The organism is Merdimmobilis hominis (assembly GCF_016901855.1).
Classification (GTDB): Bacteria; Bacillota; Clostridia; order Oscillospirales; family Ruminococcaceae; genus Paludihabitans.
In genome coordinates this window covers 120,611-139,492 of the sequence record NZ_JACJKY010000007.1, presented here as the reverse complement: position 1 = coordinate 139,492, position 18,882 = coordinate 120,611, and the positions used below count along the sequence as shown (strand labels likewise).

Genomic DNA, 18,882 nt, shown 5'->3' with positions numbered 1-18,882 from the left:
CTGAAATGCCATCCGGAGATAGAAACATATGAGTTAGCCAGGGAGCCGATGCTATCCCTCCCAGGTCTTGAAATCTATCCAAGCAAGCGGAAAGTTTTCCGTGACCGTCAGGAGATCCAGCTCACCGCAAAGGAGTACGAAATCCTTCTATTGCTTGCGGCCAACAAAGGGCATGTGCTTACATATAGCCAAATCTACGAGAAGGTTTGGGGAGACTTCCCCTCTGGCAGCGAAAGCAACACCATCGGCTTTCATATCTGCAACCTACGGGAGAAGCTCTACCAGGCGACTCCCAATGCTCCCTTTATCATCCGATCTGTCCGGGAAGTCGGATACTGCTTTGAAATACAAGCAGAAAAATAAGAGTCAGCAGTCTGATCCACTCAGGCTGCTGTTCTTCTTTTTCTGCTGTAAATCCCTCTTACAGTGGGAATTTCACCTTCTCCTGTCATCATGCCAGGTGCCACCTTTCACCAAAAGGGCGTAGTTGCCCCTTGGCGGTAGGTAGTATTTTTACACGGTCATGATTTCCGAATCTGAAAAAGCAGGCTGCTTTTGCCGCCCCTGGCACGGTACCTTTGCTCAGTGACGAGAAGCTCCGCTTTTTTCAAATCCTGAATTGCCCGTCTTACCGTAGACTCTGACAGTTTCAGTTCACGGGCAATGGTCGGAATGGAGGGCCAGCATTCCCCATCCCGGTTGGCCCGGTCATATAGATACAGATAGACTGCCACAGCCCGGTGCGGCAGCTCCATGCGGTAGAGAAAATTAAGCCTACCCATCTTCCTTTACCTCCGTAGATTTTGTCGGATGGAGCATCCGGCTTTCCTGTATGCCTTCTTCCGCCTTACGTTCCGGTCTGGCAGCTCTTGGCGCAGTCCGCAGCCCTGTGCCGCCGCCTTTTCTTTTCTCCCTGGAGGATGGCTCATTTCGCTCTGTCATGGCCTGAGTCTGGCCTCCTGCCGGTGGAATGGCTTCTGCTGGCGGCGCATTCTCCATCAGCCATTCCGGGTGGTACTTCTTCACGATCCCGTCCAGGATCTCCTGCTTCTCGGCATAGGACACCTTCCGGTTGCCCTTTTCCTCCACAGCATATTCTTCTTCAAACTGGATGCCCCATTTGAAGAACAGCTTCAGCCTGACCTTCATGGGATAGAAGCCGGTCTTCATCACAATAAACTGGCCTTTTGGCATGCTCTTAAGTTCATCCGGTGTCATGAGCGCCCGTTCCATCATCTGCAGGGATTGGGATGGATCGTTTTTCCCCCGGCTGACCGATCCGGACATGACCGTCCGGCTCCCCAGGGCCTTGGACAGCACTTCCGCCGAGGAGCTGTTAGGCGCAAAGCCGCCGAAGATGGTGAGCTGGGTATTGTCCACAATAATCTCGGCCCCTTCCTTGCCATAGTTCTTTTCAAGCTGGGCAAAAGATTGGATGACCGGCACGATCTGCAGGCGGCGGGATCGGGAGGCCGAGAACATCATCTCGGCGCTCTCAATCTTAGGAAGGGTGCCATATAGGTGATATGCGGCCATCAGATCGGCTTCATTTAACGCTTTGAGTTCTTTTCCGCCAATCGTCACAGAGCCGGAATACGATTGATTTCTGCCCATCAGAATCGAAGAAATCGTCGATTTTCCGCTTCCGGATTCGCCGACAATCGCTGTAAATTGCTTTTCTTCAAACGTCATCTGAATCCCATGCAGAATCTCGCGGTCTTTTTCATAAGAAAACGATACATTTTCACATTCGATGTGATACGATCCGTTCAGCATCTCACTTTTATCAGCCGGTTCCGGCAAATCGAGCAAACGAAAGATTTTTTCACTCGCCGCCATTCCGTTCATTGCGATATGAAAAAACGAGCCGAGCAGACGCATCGGAATGAAGAAGTCAGCGACAGCAAGATGATAAACAAGCATCCAGCCAAATCGACATTTCCTGCCGCGTACTGTGTGACCGCCATGATAATTCCCGCTGCCGCACCGCCGTATGCAATCAAATCCATGATTGTGATGGAGTTTAACTGCATGGTGAGCACTTTCATTGTAATTTTTCGGAAACGTTCGGATTCACGGTCCATTTCCTCCTGCTTGAACGCATCTGCCTGATAGATTTTCAATGTTGTGAGTCCCTGCAGATTTTCAAGAAAGGTATCGCCAAGCGCTGTATACTGTCCCCAATATTTTGAAAGAAGCTTTTTCGCCCACCGCTGCACCGCAATGATCGCCGCCGGAATCAGCGGCACACAGCAAAACAGCAGGATCGCAGCAGGTAAACTGATAAAGCTCAGCACGATAAACAGCGTGAGCGGCGCAAGCATGGCATAAAAGAACTGCGGAAGATATGCGCCAAAATATGTTTCGAGCTGTTCCACGCCTTCAACAGCAACCTGTACGACCTCAGAAGTGTTGACGTGTGTTTTATACGACGTACCAAGCCGCAGAAGTTTTTGATAAATCATTTCACGCAGTGTTCTTTTTACCGATTTTGCAGAAAGATAGCTCATTCTGCTCGCTGCAGCCGTACATACAAACCGCACAAGCAATGCGCCTGCTGCAACTGCTAAAGTGACAAGAAACACGTTCATATCTGCTGTATGTGCAAACAGTTTCGAAAGAAAAATCGTAATACATCCCGTCATTGCAATGTTGGCAGCAAGTGAAATCCATTGACAGGCCACATTTGCCGCAATATATCGTTTACTTTTGCGTACGGTACGAATCAATCGTTTATTGATCATCATTGCTGATTCACCCTTTCTCTTGGAACACAGATGTTATGTTTTTTTGCTTTTTTAATTTTCGTTAGTTAGAAATCACTAACTTCTATACAAAAATAAACGGCAGCATGATTAGCTACCACTAACTCAGTTATATAGTATATATGACAAAAACAGCAAAAGTCAATACCTTCTATGAGTTCGCCTTTTCACGTTAATCATTGTATACGAAAAAACGCCTGAACGTTTGTTCAGGCGTTTTCATTCTGGAGCGGATGACGAGGCTCGAACTCGCTACCTCCACCTTGGCAAGGTGGCGCTCTACCAGATGAGCTACATCCGCATATTCAGTGCTGTCACCTTGTGACAGACCACTAAATGGTGCCTCCGGTCGGAATCGAACCAACGACACGAGGATTTTCAGTCCTCTGCTCTACCGACTGAGCTACAGAGGCAAATGGCGACCCGCATCGGGCTCGAACCGACGACCTCTAGCGTGACAGGCTAGCGCTCTAACCAACTGAGCTAGCGGGCCAAGTGGTGGGAACAACAGGGCTCGAACCTGTGACCCTCTGCTTGTAAGGCAGATGCTCTCCCAGCTGAGCTATGCTCCCACTTGATTGCTGGTTTGTTGCTGTATCTCTCAGCGACGTTTGTTATTATACCGCATAGGAATCGAAAAGTCAACCCCTTTTTTGCATTTTTTTTGACTTTTTTTATTTTTTTCGAGAAAGCCCGTCATATCGGGCTTTGACGCATGCTTTTCTAATGGATTTTGCCCTCTTCGACTCGTTTTTTATCAAATAAAAAAATCAGCAGAAAACACATTTCTGCATTTTCTGCTGATTCTATTTGTTCGATCAAAGATCTTTTATAACGAAACTTCCACTTCGCCGGTAAATACAGTTTTTGCCTCACCGGTCATGAAGACTGCATCATCGCTGTAGCGGATGACCAGTTCGCCGCCGGACAGTTTCACAGTAATGTCTGCGTTTTTCTCGCAGAAGCCATTGAGTACTGCTGCAACAGCCGATGCACAAGCACCTGTACCGCAAGCAAGTGTTTCGCCGCTTCCGCGCTCCCAAACGCGCATTTTGATTGTTTTCTTGTCAATCACCTGAACAAACTCTGTGTTCACGCCCTGCGGGAACAATGTGTTCTTTTCAAAAGTACGACCGATTCCTGCAAGATCCAGGCTGTCAACGTCATCACAGAACACAACACAGTGCGGGTTGCCCATCGATACACATGTGATATACTGGCGTGTTCCGCCGATCATCACAGGTTCGTTAATAATCGCTTTTCCGGACAGCATCACCGGTACGCGATCCGGCTCCAGCTCTGCCTTGCCCATATTGACGCAAACGCTGTCAACTTTTCCATCCACAACATTGAGCGAAAGGTCTTTGACACCGCTTAATGTCTCGACTGCAATGCGGTCAGAATTGACAATGCGGTTGTCATACAGGTATTTGCCTACGCAGCGAATACCGTTGCCGCACATTTTGCCCTCACTGCCATCGGTATTGAAAATACGCATTTTTGCAGCTGCAACATCCGAACGGCAGATGAGGATGACACCGTCACCGCCAACGCCATAATGACGATCTGCGAGTGTCAGTGTAAGTTTTTCCGGATTGTCGATTTCCTCATCCATGCAGTTGATATAGATATAGTCGTTTCCGCATCCCTGCATTTTTGTAAACGAAATCTGTTTTACCGATTTTTCCGAAATACCGCGCGGTGTGTTCATGTGGTTGATATCCACAAGCTCTGTGTTGTTTTCGGTGAATCCACTCTTGAGGCTCTCTGCAAGTGCGCTTGCGGTATCGAGCGAAGTCAGACACGGAACACCCAGTTCCACAGCTCTGCGGCGCAGTTTTACACTGTCTCTTGCCGGCAGACGGCCTTTTGCGGAAGTCGAGATGATATAGCTGATACGACCGCTTTCCAGAAGCGTTTTCGTATTTTCCGAAGATTCGTGGATTTTCTTCACCGCATTGACGATCAGGCCTGCTTCACGCAGCACGGATGCAGTGCCCTCGGTTGCATACAGTGCAAAGCCAAGATCCGCATAACGGCGTGCTACATCGGCAATCTCACCTTTATCGGAATCTTTTACAGTGACGAGAACGCCGCCCTCACACTGCATCTTATAGCCTGCTGCAACAAGGCCTTTATACAGTGCTTCGTCAAGCGAACGGCCAATACCCAAAACCTCACCGGTCGATTTCATTTCCGGACCAAGCTGTACGTCAACATCAGCCAGCTTCTCAAACGAGAATACCGGTACTTTGACGCAGATATACGGCGGAACCGGATACAGGCCTGTACCATAACCCATGCTGTCAAGCGACTCACCGAGCATTGCACGAACAGCCAGATCGACCATCGGTACGCCGGTTACTTTACTGATATACGGGATCGTACGGGACGAACGCGGGTTCACCTCAATGACGTAGATTTCACCCTCGTGCATGACGTACTGAATATTGACAAGACCTTTTGTATTCAGTGCAAGCGACAGCATTTTGGTGTATTCAAGCAGACGGTTCTGCTGCGCACTTGTGAGGTTCCATGCCGGATATACGGCGATCGAGTCACCCGAGTGGACGCCTGCACGCTCGATGTGCTCCATAACGCCCGGAATCAAGACGTCTTTTCCGTCGCAGATTGCGTCAACTTCGAGCTCAATACCCATCATATATTTGTCGATGAGCACCGGGTTTTCGATGTTGTGCGACAGAATAATTTTCATATATTCTCTGATGTCCGCTTCGCTGAACGCGATGATCATGTTCTGACCGCCCAACACATACGAAGGACGCATCAATACCGGATAACCGAGTCTTTCCGCTGCTTCCAGCGCTTCCTCGGTTGTCATAACAGAACAGCCGCGCGGACGTTTGATGTTGAGCTCTTCAAGCAGTGCATCAAACCGCTCGCGATCCTCTGCCAAGTCGATCGAATCGCCCGATGTGCCGAGAATGCGTACACCTTCTTTTTCCAGATGCTTTGTCAGTTTGATTGCAGTCTGACCGCCGAACGCCACAACTGCGCCATACGGTTTTTCCACATTGATGACGTGCATCACATCTTCCGGTGTCAGCGGCTCAAAGTACAGACGATCTGCTGTGTTGAAGTCGGTGGAAACAGTCTCCGGGTTATTGTTGATGATGACAACGTCAAAACCTGCTTTTTTGAGCGCCCACACACAGTGAACCGACGCATAGTCGAACTCGATGCCCTGACCGATACGGATCGGGCCGGAACCGAATACGATAACGGTTTTGCGATCGGAATTTTTCGCACGGATGAACGCACCTGCCTCATCCTCATCATCAAAGGTTGCGTAGAAATACGGTGTCTGTGCGTCAAACTCTGCACCGCAGGTGTCAACCATTTTATAAGAAGCGTGCAGTTTGATCGGCGGTTCCTGTCCGCTCAAGCGGCGGATGGTGCTGTCCAAATAGCCGCTGCGTTTCGCGATACGGTAAAGTTCCTCGGTAAGCTGCTCAGATGCAAGACGGCGCTCGAGTTTTACGAGATTTTCAAGTTTATGCAAGAACCACAGGTCGATTTTGGTGACCTCATGAATGCGCTCGCAGGAAATATTCCGTTTGAGTGCCTCAAACACAACAAACAAACGCTCGTCATCGCAATTATACAGTTTGCCGTCAATTTCTTCATCGGTGCACTCTGCCAATTTCGGCAGGTTCAATGTATCGAGAGAAAGCTCTGCACCGCGTACAGCTTTCATGATGCCCTCTTCGAAGTTCTGGCCGATTGCCATCACCTCGCCGGTCGCTTTCATCTGTGTGCCAAGCGTACGTTTTGCATAGACGAATTTATCAAACGGCCATTTCGGCAGTTTAACGACAAAGTAGTCGAGTGTCGGCTCAAAACAAGCGCATGTTTTTCCGGTGACAGCGTTTTCGATCTCGTCGAGTGTAAAGCCTACTGCAATTTTCGACGCCACTTTTGCGATCGGGTAACCGGTTGCTTTCGAAGCGAGTGCCGACGAACGCGATACACGCGGGTTCACCTCGATGACTGCGTATTCAAAGCTGTTCGGATTCAGTGCAAACTGACAGTTACAGCCGCCTTCAATGCCCATTGCGGTAATGATGTTAAGCGCAGCGGAACGAAGCATCTGATACTCTTTATCCGACAGTGTGACTGCCGGTGCAACAACGATACTGTCGCCGGTATGAACGCCGACCGGATCGAAGTTTTCCATCGAACACACAGTGATGACGTTGCCGACAGCATCGCGCATTACCTCAAACTCAATCTCTTTCCATCCCGAGACACAACGCTCGACAAGCACCTGTGTGATCGGGGAAAGACGCAGACCAACGGAAGCAGTTTCACGCAGTTCTTCCTCGTTGTTGGCAATACCGCCGCCTGAGCCGCCCAGTGTAAATGCCGGACGAACGATGAGCGGATAACCAACGCGCGACGCAAACTCAAGTGCGGTTTCCACATCGTTTGCAATCACAGACGGAATGACCGGTTCACCGATTTCCTCCATCGTCTCTTTAAAGATCAAGCGGTCCTCAGCTTTATCGATTGTTTCCGGTTTCGCACCAAGCAGACGAACGTTGTGTGCGTCCAAAAAACCCTCTTTTGCAAGCTGCATCGAAAGTGTAAGGCCGGTCTGTCCACCCAGTGTGGAAAGCAGGCTGTCCGGTTTTTCTTTTTCAATGATTCTTTTAACAGTATCGATGGTCAGCGGCTCGATGTAAATTTCATCTGCCATTGCACCGTCTGTCATAATGGTTGCCGGGTTCGAGTTGATCAAAACAACCTCAAGACCCTCTTCTTTGAGCGCGCGGCAGGCCTGTGTGCCCGCATAGTCAAACTCAACAGCCTGACCGATGACAATCGGGCCGGAGCCGATAACCAATACTTTTTTGATATCTTTATTCAGCGGCATACAAAAAATCCTCCCTTTCTCAGCGATTCTGATCGATCATTGCAATAAACCGGTCAAACAGGAACATGGTGTCACGCGGACCGCCGCATGCTTCCGGATGGAACTGTACGGAGAATACCGGCATATTCAAATAGGTAATTCCTTCGTTTGTATGATCGTTTGCATTGATAAAGCAAGCTTTTGCAAACTCCGGAATGGTAGAGGTTTCTACTGCATATCCGTGGTTCTGGCTGGTGATATAAACCTTTCCGGTTTCCATATCGCGTGCCGGCTGATTTGCGCCGCGGTGACCGTACTGCAGCTTCGTTGTCTTCGCACCCTGCGAAAGCGCCAACAGCTGGTGACCCAAGCAGATGCCGAATGTCGGCACACGGTATTCGCACAGCTTTTTAAGTTCTGCGATGATCGTTGTATTCTCCGCCGGATCGCCCGGGCCGTTCGAAAGCATAATGCCGTCCGGATGATAAGCCATGATCTCCTCTGCCGTTGTAGACGCCGGCACACATGTCACCGTGCAGCCTTTTTCCTGCAAGCTTCTGATAATGTTTCTTTTTGCACCAAAATCCCAGAGCACAACGTTATATTTTTCCTGCTCTGCTTTATAAACGCGCACCTCTTTGCAGGTGACGGATTTCACAGCGTCTTTGACACGGTATTCATGGATTTCACGGTTGATCTGAGTCAGATCCTCAGGAAGTGTGGTGGTGATCCGCGCATTCATCGCACCGCAGTCACGGATAATTTTTGTCAGCGCACGCGTATCAATTCCGTACATTCCCACAACATTCGAGGCTTTTAAAAAGGCGTCAAGATCTCCTTCACAACGGAAATTGGAAGGATCATGACACCATTCTCTCACAATATAAGCGCTCAGTTTCGGTACATCGCCCTCAAAGTCCGATGCCATCACACCATAATTGCCGATCATCGGAAATGTCTGAATAACGATCTGGCCGTAATAGCTCGGATCGGTCAATGTTTCTACATATCCGGTCATGGAAGTGGTGAAAACGACTTCGCCTGTTACATCATGAGAAGCGCCGAACGACTTCCCACAAAACACAGTACCGTTTTCCAGAATCAAATAGATAGATTTCTCCATGCTGTTTCCTCCTGTATTTTGGTAAAAATAAAACGAATGAAATGATTTCCGGGCAAAATTTTTTTGCCGGACTCCAAAATAACCGAAGCGGCTTTTTTCAATCGGCACACTGCATCAAAACGATTCCATGCAGCTGTCGGGAGATTTCTCTCCGAAAAAACGCTCCGCTTCGGTTGGCGTTTGCCGATTTGTTCCGTATGACGGATATCGACGTTATGAGTGTATTCACACACGAACCTCTGAGATTAAACAACCGTTTAAGCCCTTTTATCTATTATACAGCGTGACACACAATTTTTCACTATTTTTCTCACTGGCATTTTCACGATTTTTATGTGAAAATCAAACATTTTTCTGTCATGAAAGTGCATCCTGTCATTTGAGAACGAATCATGCCTTTTTAAACCGCGAAAACAGCTTGCTTAAAAATCCATTTTTGGAAGATTCAATCAGTTTTGCGTTTGATTCGGCTTCCTGCATAAATGCATCCTGACACGAAAGCGGCGCTTCACCGTTTGACACCTGAAGATACGTACCATCACGCATCAAGCGGCGTGCTTTTACATTATCATGCAGCATCGTCATCAAAAAGTCAATCAATCGCTGTTTAATCTGCGTGGACTTCACCGGGCAGGCAATCTCAACACGGCGTGTCATGTTGCGCGTCATAAAATCTGCGGAGGAAATGTATACTTCACTTTCCCCGTTTGCCATAAAGCAATACACGCGTGAATGTTCCAGAAAACGTCCGACAACGCTTGTCACCGTGATGTTTTCAGTTTTCTCCGGAATCTGCGGCAAAATACAGCAAATACCGCGCACAATCAACTCGATTTTAACACCCGCATCGGAAGCTGTCTGCAGCCGGTCAATCAATACACGGTCTGTCACCGAGTTTGTCTTGATGATAATGTGCGCACCCTGACCCGATTGTGCCAGATGTGTCATTTCATCAATTTTCTCAATAATCCGCGACTGCATTGCATTCGGTGCGACCATCAATTCACGATACGTTCCGTTCAAATTGGAAAGTGCCATATTTTTAAAGAACTCGCTGGCATCCTGACCAATCGCCGGATCGGATGTCATCAGGCAAAAGTCCGTGTAGAGCTTTGCTGTCTTTTCGTTATAGTTGCCGGTACCGATTTGGGTTAAATACTGCACTTTGCCCTTTTCCTGACGGGTAATCAGACAGATTTTCGAGTGTACCTTATAATCCTCCATGCCGTAGATCACTTGGCAGCCTGCATCTTCAAGCGTTTCAGACCAGTTGATATTATTCTGCTCGTCAAACCGTGCACGCAGCTCCATAAGCGCCACTACATCTTTTCCGTTTTCCGACGCCTTCGTGAGCGCTTCTACCAGCCGGGATGACGACGCCAATCGATAAATCGTAATTTTAATAGAAACAACTGCCGGATCAACTGCCGCTTCCTCCACCAGTTTCAAAAACGGCTCCATTTTTTCATATGGATACGAAAGAAACAGATCCCGTTTCATCACCTGACGAGTAATGCTCTCATTCGGATTAACCATCGCAGACGGCATCGGCTTGAATGGACGATATGTCATCGACTTTCTTGCCGCCGGTGTCATGCGCTCGGAAAGGCCGTATACATAGGAAAGATCAAGCGGTGTTTTGCTTTTAAACACCTGCTCTTTTTTCAGCGACAACTGATGCATGAAAAACTCACGCAGTTCCGCCGAACCTTCTCCGCCAAACAGCTCGAGCCGTACACAAGCAAGACGCGCACGTTTTTTGATCACACGTTTCATGTGGTGGCGATAATCGTCATCCACTTCAAAGTTCTCGTCATCCGGATTGATGTCCGCATTTCTTGTCACACAAATAACTGCTTTGTCCGAAACCGCATAAATCGAAAAAACATCCTCTGCATAGGAAAGCAGAACCTGCTCAAGCAGGATATAGCGCACAGATGCACCCGGCAAAAAAATCACACGCGGCAGTGCATCCGGCACAGGAATCAACCCAAATTGCTCTTTTTCTTTTCCCTTCACACGGAAACGTACCGCTATATAGCGCGCTTTATTGATCAAATGCGGAAACGGATGACTTGGGTCGATAATCTGCGGCGAAAGCACCGGGCGAATGGTATTTCGATAATAATTTTCAATATACCGCTGTTCCGATTCAATCAAATCGCGCGGCTGTACGCGTGTAATGTCATGAAGACGCAGCTGCTCTTCAATTTCTTCCATTACCTTGTCCCGCCGTTTATAAAGCGGTGCCACTGCATCATAAATGGCACGAAGCTGCTCTTCCGGTGTCATGCCGGTTTTGTTGTCAATATGGACCTGTTTTAAAAGCGAAAGATCAAACAGGCTGCCCACACGGATCATGAAAAACTCATCGAGATTGCTTGTAAAAATAGCGGCAAATTTCAAGCGCTCAAACAGCGGAACGGTTGCATCCGCCGCTTCAGCAAGTACGCGCTCGTTAAATCGAAGCCACGAAAGTTCGCGGTTTTGGGTGTAGCTTGTGTCCAGATTAAATGGTTTTGTTGACATAATGATACCTCTTTATGCTCATCCGTTTTTCCGTTGGATCGGTTCTCCTAATACATGATGATATAAATATCCCTCACGTACACCATAGCTTGAACGATAAATTGTTTTTGCGTTTGTTTCAGTCACAATCGTTTGAAGCGCAATCAGACCCGGAATCAACGTATGAATTCGATCAGGAGCCGTTTTCAAAATTGTACGGATGATATCTTTTCCCGGTTTTTTTAACCGGCTTGTCATTTCAGTGAGTGACTGTGCAGTCATCTCCTCCGGATCGCCAAACCAGCGATCGTGCAGTTTAAAAGCTGCTCGAATGGTTCCGCCTACACCGCAAATTTCCGAAATTTCCTTTTCGGTTTTTACTTTTTTCAGTTCCTTTTGGACCATGCGCCGAATATTGGCCTGTTCCTCTGCATCCGGCAAAATGCTCGACACATTTTTCGTATAAAGAGAGAGTGAACCAAACGGCAAGCTCAGCGCACTGGACACAACACGATTTTCAAAAGAGGTAAGCTCGGTACTGCCGCCGCCAATATCGACAAGCAGTCCGCTGTCCATGCCGACCGAATGCACTGCTCCCACAAAATCAAGCAAAGCCTCTTCCTCACCTGACAGCACTTGTACTGCATAACCGGTACGCCGTGCAATCTGACGCAGCACTGCTTCTGTATTGGAAACATTTCGCAGTGAAGCAGTTGCAAACACATGAATGCCTTCCAATTTGATTGCAGTCAGCGATTCTTGAAACTTTTTAAGCACAAAAACACAGCGATTGATTCCCTCTTCTGTTAACGCACCGTCTGTCACATATCCTGCAAGTCCGGCCATTTCCTTTTTTGAAAACAATGTGCGAATGTCATTTCCGCTTTTCGGGCAAGCATATACAGAAAGCCGCATTGTGTTCGAACCAATATCAATAACTGCGTGATTCAAAACAAATCCCTCCGAAAGTCATTTTTCTCATTATACCATATTTTGTGCGTTTACGCACCTAAAATAGATGAATTTTACATAGATTTAATAATGAAGCGGAAAAATGTGCAAAGCAGTTAAGAAACTTTCTTAATTCTATTGACTTTTCTGATTTCCCGTGCTAAACTGCTACTTGGTTATTTGAATGAACACCTTGATTCTTTGTAAATAACAAAAGAGGGAAGAGAATGATTTTGAGAAAAAAAGACTACTCCAAACGGAGTAGTCTTTTTTCTTATTTGATTTTTGAATATAATTGTATTATAATATTTAAAAACAGTACGCAAATCTTGGCGAAAAGAGGTTACGGTTATGCACCGATACGAAGAAATTGAAGCATATGTCATGGATATGATTCGAAACGGAACATTAAAAGAAGGAGATCAGATTCCACGCGAGACCGAATTGGCGGAATTGTTCCACACCAGCCGTCCGACTGTTCGCCAAGCACTTTCCAAACTCACATTAAACGGTACCATCAACCGTATCAAAGGAAAAGGCAGCTTTGTACAGCACACAAAGCTTGAGCAGGAATACACACGGTTTATTTCAAGTTATCGTGCAGAACTTCAGAAAAAAGGTCTGAATCCGCGGACGATCGTCGTAAACTTAGAAGAAATCTCCGCTTCTGAACCGGTCGCGCACAAACTGAACTTGGAAGAAGGCGCTCCTGTCATCAAGCTTTGCCGTCTTCGTTTTGCCGGCGATGATACTGCGAAACGCCCTGCTGTTCTCACCACCGTTTATATTCCGAAAGCAATGTGTCCGCAGCTTTTAGAGATTGATTTTCAATCGGCATCGCTTTATGAGACACTGGAGTCATTCGGTCTTGCTGTCACACATGTTCTGCGTGAAATCGAAATCCGCACAGCAGTACCGAAGATTTCGCGCCGGCTGATGGTCAAAGACTTCTCACCGCTGTTTTTCATCTCGTCGATCGGACGGATTGCGGACGGCCGTGTCATTGAATATTCAGAGTCGTATTACCCTGCTGACACGAGCAAATTCATCGTGGAGATCACACGATAAGGATGATTATCTCCCGTATATCGTATTAAACCCGTGTTCCGACAGGATACGGCGAAAAAATGAAGCAATAACAAAACAGCCGGAAGACACATCTTCCGGTTGTTTTTCTTTTTCACATTATTCCTGTGCGAGTGCCTGCTCGATTGCTTTTGAAAGCTGATCGGGACATGAGGTTCCCTTGCCGCCGCAGTCCACGCCTTTTAACGTTTCTGCCACTTCTTTGGCGTCACGTCCGGTGACCAGACGCGAGATGCCTTTTAAGTTGCCGTTGCAGCCACCTGTGAATGCAACGTGCGTAATGATTCCGTTCTCGATCGTCAGATCGATTGCACGCGAGCAGGTGCCGCGTGTCCGATAGTTAATCGTCATATGTAAATTTCTCCTTCTTATCGATTCCGATGCGCTAAAATCAATTCAATCGATTCCTGCGGGGTGCGTCCCTTTCCGACCGGACTGACCTTCGCGCCGTACTGTCCGTGAAAGTCGGAGCCGCCCGTTTTCATGATGCCCGCGTCCTCCGCCAAAGCGGCAAGCGTCTGTTCCTGTTCGGGCGTCGTTTTGCTCTGCCACACCTCGATACCGTCAAGCCGCTTTTCGCTGAGCAGTTCCCCGAGCAAATCAAGGCTTCGATACGTGTACGGGTGCGCCATCACCGCAAGTCCGCCGGCTTCATGCACAAGATCGATCGTCTTGCGCACATCCGGCTGTACGCAGGTGCGCACACAGCTTCCGGTGTTCACGTCAAACAGCTCTTTCCAAAGCGGGCCGTACATCTCGGTCGAATAGCCTGCCTGCATCAGCGCCATCATGATGTGCTGCTTAAAAATACTGCCGGATACCCCTGCCATCCGCTGCACATCCGCAACGGAAATCGGATACCGCGCGGCAATCAGCTCTGCCATTTGAAGACCCGCTTCCTGTCTTAGCCGTGTCGTTTCTTCGCACAGCACACGGATCGGCTCGGGGTCGCGCGGCTCAAAGCAAAGAATGTGGACGCGGCGGCCGCGCGCATAATCATAGGCGGAAATCTCCGTGCCCCAAATCGAGCAGATCCCGAATTCCTCCGCAAACGCGCGGTCACGCTCCGGGTCAGGCAGATAGTCGTGATCGGTGATCGCAAGAGCCTGAAGCCCTTCCGCTTTTGCACGGGCAAACACCATGCGCGGTGTGCACCCGCCGTCCGAATGGATTGTATGTGTGTGCAGATCGCCATGCATGGGTTCTCCCGCCTTTCTTTTTAAAAATTATGCCAGTGTTGCGGCAAATGCTGCGCCGAATGCTTTCGCATTTGCAAGCTCTTCCTCGCTCGGCACAAAGGTCACACGGAAGTCCTCCGCATAGACGTTTACTTTAAGTCCCTCAAGACGTGCGCGCAGATTCTTGCAAGCCTCGCCGCTCCAGCCGTAGGAGCCGAACAGTGCAGCCGGACGTTTTGCGATGTTGATTGCGTCGATATGTGCAAGCAGCATCCAGACCGGCGGAACTGCGTCGCGGTTTAATGTCGGCGAACCGACCAAGAATGCGTCGGACGCATTCAACAAAGCGCCCATCTCACCCATGTTCTGCTCAGTCAGATCATAGCAAGCGACCTCTGCATCCGGCAGTGTTTCGCGGATACCCGAAGCGATCGCCTCTGCAAGCTGTGCGGTATTGCCGTACGCACTGCAGTAAAACAGCGGAATCTGTTTGGTTTCACGGACTGCCGATGTGCTCCAAACACGGTATTTCTCCATGACTTCCGGCAAAAATCCTTCTTTTGTAAGCACCGGACCGTGGCTCGTTGCGACAAATGCCAGCGAAAGATCTTTTAACTTCTCAAGGCCTTTTAACACATACGGTTTAAACGGACCGAAGATTGCGGTGTAATAGCCGAGCATCGCGCTGTCATACGCTGCTTTATAGCGCGGCAGAATCGATGTGTCAAGCATGGTGGTCTCGCAGTAGTGCGAACCCAAGAAATCGCAGGAGAACAGTGCTTCATTCTCCGGCACATATGTAAACATCGAGTCCGGCCAATGTAAAAACGGCGCATTGATAAACGACAGCGTCTTTCCGCCCAAATCAATCGACTCGCCGTCTTTTACAACGGTCACTGCGAGCGATTTGTTATTTGTGATGTTCTTTAAATACAAGCTGCCTGCCTGCGAAGCGACAACTTTTAAATTCGGAATCAATTCCATCAGTTTTGCGACCGAACCGGAGTGGTCAGGCTCGTTGTGGTTCATGATCAAATAGTCGATCTCCTCAAGCGGAGTGACCTCTTTGATGTTTGCAAGATACTGATCGAAAAAGTCCAGATGTACGGTTTCAATCAGAGCGGTTTTCTCGCCTTTTACCAGATATGCGTTATAGCTTGTACCGTATTCAGTCGGCATCACGATGTCAAACAGGCGCAGGTTCGGATTGAACACGCCAACGCTGTAAATGCCTTCTGCCAATTTAATAGCTGCCATATGTTTTCTCCTTTACCATTCCAAACAAAAAATATTCCATTCAAGCAAAAAGATAGAGGCTTGCTCTATCTTTCCTGCTTTCATTATGCTTCTTCAAACTGATCTTTGCCAACACCGCAGATCGGGCAAACAAAGTCGTCGCTGACATCTTCCCAAGCGGTGCCCGGTGCGATGCCCTGATCCGGACATCCTTCAGCCGGATCATATTCATAGCCACAGATTGCGCAAACGTATTTGCTCATACTGACACATCCTTTTTCTTTTTTTGATACTCTAACTATACCACAGAAGTATAAGATTGTAAAGACTATTTTAGCATTTTTTTGAGATATTCTCCCGTATACGATCCGGGGGTGTTTGCGACCTGCTCCGGTGTACCCTTTGCAATCACGGTACCGCCGCGGTTGCCGCCGTCGGGACCCATATCGATGATATAGTCAGCCGTTTTAATCACATCGAGATTGTGCTCAATGACAAGCACCGTATTGCCGCCCTCGACGAGCCGGTCAAGCATTTCGATCAGACGATGGACATCCGCCGTATGCAGCCCGGTCGTCGGCTCGTCCAAGATATAGAGCGTTTTTCCGGTGGAACGGCGGGAAAGTTCCGTCGCGAGTTTCACGCGCTGTGCCTCGCCGCCTGAGAGCGTCGTCGCGGATTGTCCGAGCTTGATATAACCAAGTCCCACGTCGTAAAGCGTCTGGATGCGGCGTTTGATCTTCGGCACGGCGTCAAAGAACGAAAGCGCTTCCTCGACCGTCATGTCAAGCACATCATGGATGGATTTTCCCTTATATTTTACCGCAAGTGTTTCGCGATTATACCGTTTCCCCTTGCAGACGTCGCACGGAACGAAAATATCGGGCAGGAAGTGCATTTCGATCTGCAAAATGCCGTCGCCCTGGCACGCCTCGCACCGTCCGCCCTTGACGTTGAACGAGAACCGCGACGCCGTATAGCCTTTCATCTTCGCGTCGTTCGTCATGGCGAACAGCTCGCGGATATCAGTGAACACGCCGGTGTATGTTGCCGGATTCGAACGCGGCGTGCGTCCGATCGGCGACTGGCTGATATCGACGATCTTGTCGATCTCCTCAATGCCGCGGATTTCCTTGTGTTTACCGGATTTGGTACGGGTGTGGTTCATCCGGCGCGACAGTTCTTTGAAAATGACCTCATTGACAAGCGACGACTTGCCCGAACCGGACACGCCGGTGACGCACGTAAACACGCCGAGCGGGATTTTGACTGTGATATTTTTCAAGTTATTTTCCGCCGCACCGACGACTGTTAAAAATTTGCCGTTTCCTTTGCGGCGTGTTTGCGGCACCGGAATCTGCTTCTTGCCGCTTAGATACTGACCGGTCAGCGACTGCTCGCACGCGCAGATGTCCTCGACCGTACCGGCGCAGACAATCTCACCGCCGTGGACGCCCGCGCCCGGTCCGACATCGACAATATAATCCGCCGCGCGCATCGTATCTTCGTCATGCTCGACGACGATCAGCGTGTTGCCGAGATCGCGCAGGTGTTTTAACGTCGCGATCAGCTTGTCATTGTCCTTTTGGTGCAGGCCGATGCTCGGCTCGTCCAAGATATACAGCACGCCCACGAGCGACGAACCGATCTGTGTCGCCAGCCGGATGCGCTGGCTCTCGCCGCCCGACAGCGTTCCCGCCGAACGGGACAGTGTTAAATATTCAAGTCCCACGCTCTGCAAGAACGACAGGCGTGCTTTGACTTCTTTTAAAATAGAATGTGCGATCATCGTGTCACGCTCGGAAAGTGTCAGTTCGTCGAGGAACGCGAGCGCCTCCGTGACCGACATTTTACAAAATTCGCTGATGTTCTTTCCGCCAACCGTGACGCTCAAGACCTCTTTTTTGAGGCGCTCGCCGCCGCAGTCGGGACACAGCAGCGTACTCATGCACTGGGTGATTTCGTCGCGGATATAGCTCGACTGCGTTTCGCGGAACCGGCGTTCAAGATTGTTGACGATGCCCTCAAACTCCGTCTGATACGTGCCCTCGCCGTACTCGTTTTTGCGGGTCATACGGATGCGCTCGCCCTTTGTGCCGTAAAAGATCACGTCTTTCGCCTGCTCGGACAGCTCCGAAAACGGCGTGTCGAGCGAAAAGCCGTAGTGCTCGGCGAGCGCTTCATAGTACATCTGCGCGATCGTTCCCGACTCACCGAAATACCAGCCGCTCGCCTTGATCGCGCCGCCGCGGATCGACAGCGACCGGTCGGGTACGATCAGATCGGGGTCGACCTTCATAAAGGTGCCTAAGCCTGTACATTTTTCACACGCGCCGTACGGATTGTTGAACGAAAACATCCGCGGCTCGAGTTCGCCGATGCTCACACCGTGGTCAGGGCAGGCGTAGTTCTGCGAAAAGAGCATTTCCTCGCCGTCAATCACATCGACGACCGCCAGCCCGCCGGTCAGTGAAATCGCCGTTTCGAGCGAATCGCTTAAGCGGGATTTCACGTCCTCACGGATTTTTAACCGGTCCACGACAATCTCAATCGTATGCTTGCGGTTTTTCTCAAGTTTTATTTCCTCGCTTAAATCGTAAAGGTTGCCGTCGACGCGCACGCGGACATAACCGCTTTTGCGTGCCGCCTCAAACTCCTTGACGTGCTCGCCTTTCCGTCCGCGGACCACAGGCGCAAGCACCTGAATCCGCGTGCCCTCGGGAAGCTCCATCACACGGTCCACCATCTGATCGACCGTCTGCTGGGAGATCTCCCGTCCGCACACCGGACAATGCGGCACGCCGACGCGCGCATACAATAAACGTAAATAATCGTAAATCTCGGTCACGGTGCCGACCGTGGAACGCGGGTTTTTCGACGTCGTTTTCTGGTCGATCGAAATCGCGGGCGAAAGTCCCTCGATCAAATCGACGTCCGGTTTCTCCATCTGGCCTAAGAACTGACGCGCATAGGACGAAAGGCTTTCGACATAACGGCGCTGTCCGTCGGCATAGATCGTATCGAACGCAAGCGACGATTTGCCCGAACCGGAAAGTCCCGTGAACACGACGAGCTTGTCGCGCGGAATTTCCAGATCGATATTTTTTAAGTTATTCTCCCGTGCGCCCTTGATCGTTATTTTATCAATTCCCATTGGTT

14 protein-coding genes and 4 tRNA genes are annotated in these 18,882 nt (G+C 49.4%); 2 read left to right on the top strand and 16 right to left on the bottom strand.

Translation table 11 applies throughout. The annotated features are described in order from the left end of the window. The first annotated feature begins 48 nt into the window (after positions 1-48). Positions 49-363 carry a winged helix-turn-helix domain-containing protein gene (locus H6A12_RS06205; RefSeq protein WP_243415315.1) on the top strand — a complete coding sequence of 105 codons (315 nt, stop codon included), beginning with the start codon at positions 49-51 and terminating at the stop codon, positions 361-363. Between the two features lie 158 nt (positions 364-521). Here the strand turns inward: H6A12_RS06205 and H6A12_RS06200 are convergent, their stop codons facing one another. From H6A12_RS06200 to H6A12_RS06150, 11 genes are all read right to left on the bottom strand, one after another. Continuing rightward, positions 522-782 (bottom strand): helix-turn-helix domain-containing protein, encoded by a 261-nt coding sequence (locus H6A12_RS06200; protein ID WP_204445939.1) that lies wholly within the window; start codon positions 780-782, stop codon positions 522-524. Beyond that, the gene (locus H6A12_RS06195) at positions 775-1,692 is read right to left on the bottom strand and encodes a TraM recognition domain-containing protein (RefSeq protein ID WP_243415333.1); all 918 of its coding nucleotides are present in this window, start codon (positions 1,690-1,692) and stop codon (positions 775-777) included. Before H6A12_RS06195 ends, H6A12_RS06200 begins: the two co-directional genes overlap by 8 nt. 152 nt (positions 1,693-1,844) lie before the next feature. After that, positions 1,845-2,747 carry an ABC transporter transmembrane domain-containing protein gene (locus H6A12_RS06190; protein ID WP_204445934.1) on the bottom strand — a complete coding sequence of 301 codons (903 nt, stop codon included), beginning with the start codon at positions 2,745-2,747 and terminating at the stop codon, positions 1,845-1,847. 243 nt (positions 2,748-2,990) lie between these two features. Continuing rightward, positions 2,991-3,066 (bottom strand) — tRNA-Gly (locus tag H6A12_RS06185). Between the two features lie 36 nt (positions 3,067-3,102). Next, positions 3,103-3,178: transfer RNA gene (locus H6A12_RS06180), tRNA-Phe, on the bottom strand. Positions 3,179-3,181: 3 nt separating this feature from the next. Next, a tRNA-Asp gene (locus H6A12_RS06175) sits at positions 3,182-3,258 on the bottom strand. Between the two features lie 3 nt (positions 3,259-3,261). Continuing rightward, positions 3,262-3,337 (bottom strand) — tRNA-Val (locus H6A12_RS06170). A 257-nt stretch (positions 3,338-3,594) separates the two neighbouring features. Then, entirely contained in the window at positions 3,595-7,662 is a 4,068-nt protein-coding gene (carB, locus tag H6A12_RS06165; protein WP_204445932.1) for a carbamoyl-phosphate synthase large subunit, read from the bottom strand. A 19-nt stretch (positions 7,663-7,681) separates the two neighbouring features. Further along, positions 7,682-8,764, bottom strand: a complete 1,083-nt coding sequence (locus H6A12_RS06160; protein ID WP_204445929.1) for a carbamoyl phosphate synthase small subunit — start codon at positions 8,762-8,764, stop codon at positions 7,682-7,684. A 390-nt stretch (positions 8,765-9,154) separates the two neighbouring features. Next, a complete protein-coding gene (ppk1, locus tag H6A12_RS06155; protein ID WP_204445926.1) occupies positions 9,155-11,293 on the bottom strand; it encodes a polyphosphate kinase 1 in 2,139 nt (712 codons plus the stop codon). An 18-nt stretch (positions 11,294-11,311) separates the two neighbouring features. Then, positions 11,312-12,223, bottom strand: coding sequence for a phosphatase (locus H6A12_RS06150; protein WP_204445924.1), 912 nt, complete (start codon positions 12,221-12,223; stop codon positions 11,312-11,314). A gap of 351 nt (positions 12,224-12,574) precedes the next feature. Between H6A12_RS06150 and H6A12_RS06145 the strand changes: the two genes are divergently transcribed. Further along, on the top strand, positions 12,575-13,291 hold the full coding sequence (locus H6A12_RS06145; protein ID WP_204445921.1) for a GntR family transcriptional regulator: 717 nt from the start codon (positions 12,575-12,577) through the stop codon (positions 13,289-13,291). A 117-nt stretch (positions 13,292-13,408) separates the two neighbouring features. On the opposite strand, the gene H6A12_RS06140 is transcribed toward H6A12_RS06145, so the two are convergent. The 5 genes from H6A12_RS06140 to uvrA all read right to left on the bottom strand — a co-directional run bounded on the left by H6A12_RS06140 (position 13,409) and on the right by uvrA (position 18,877). Further along, the gene (locus H6A12_RS06140) at positions 13,409-13,660 is read right to left on the bottom strand and encodes a TIGR03905 family TSCPD domain-containing protein (protein WP_204445919.1); all 252 of its coding nucleotides are present in this window, start codon (positions 13,658-13,660) and stop codon (positions 13,409-13,411) included. Between the two features lie 17 nt (positions 13,661-13,677). After that, the gene (locus H6A12_RS06135) at positions 13,678-14,508 is read right to left on the bottom strand and encodes a PHP domain-containing protein (protein WP_204445917.1); all 831 of its coding nucleotides are present in this window, start codon (positions 14,506-14,508) and stop codon (positions 13,678-13,680) included. Between the two features lie 27 nt (positions 14,509-14,535). Next, positions 14,536-15,744, bottom strand: coding sequence for an FprA family A-type flavoprotein (locus tag H6A12_RS06130; protein ID WP_204445915.1), 1,209 nt, complete (start codon positions 15,742-15,744; stop codon positions 14,536-14,538). An 83-nt stretch (positions 15,745-15,827) separates the two neighbouring features. After that, a complete protein-coding gene (rd, locus tag H6A12_RS06125; RefSeq protein WP_204445913.1) occupies positions 15,828-15,986 on the bottom strand; it encodes a rubredoxin in 159 nt (52 codons plus the stop codon). 65 nt (positions 15,987-16,051) lie between these two features. Continuing rightward, complete coding sequence (gene uvrA, locus H6A12_RS06120) at positions 16,052-18,877, bottom strand: excinuclease ABC subunit UvrA (protein WP_204445911.1); 2,826 nt, start codon at positions 18,875-18,877, stop codon at positions 16,052-16,054. Positions 18,878-18,882: the final 5 nt, after the last annotated feature.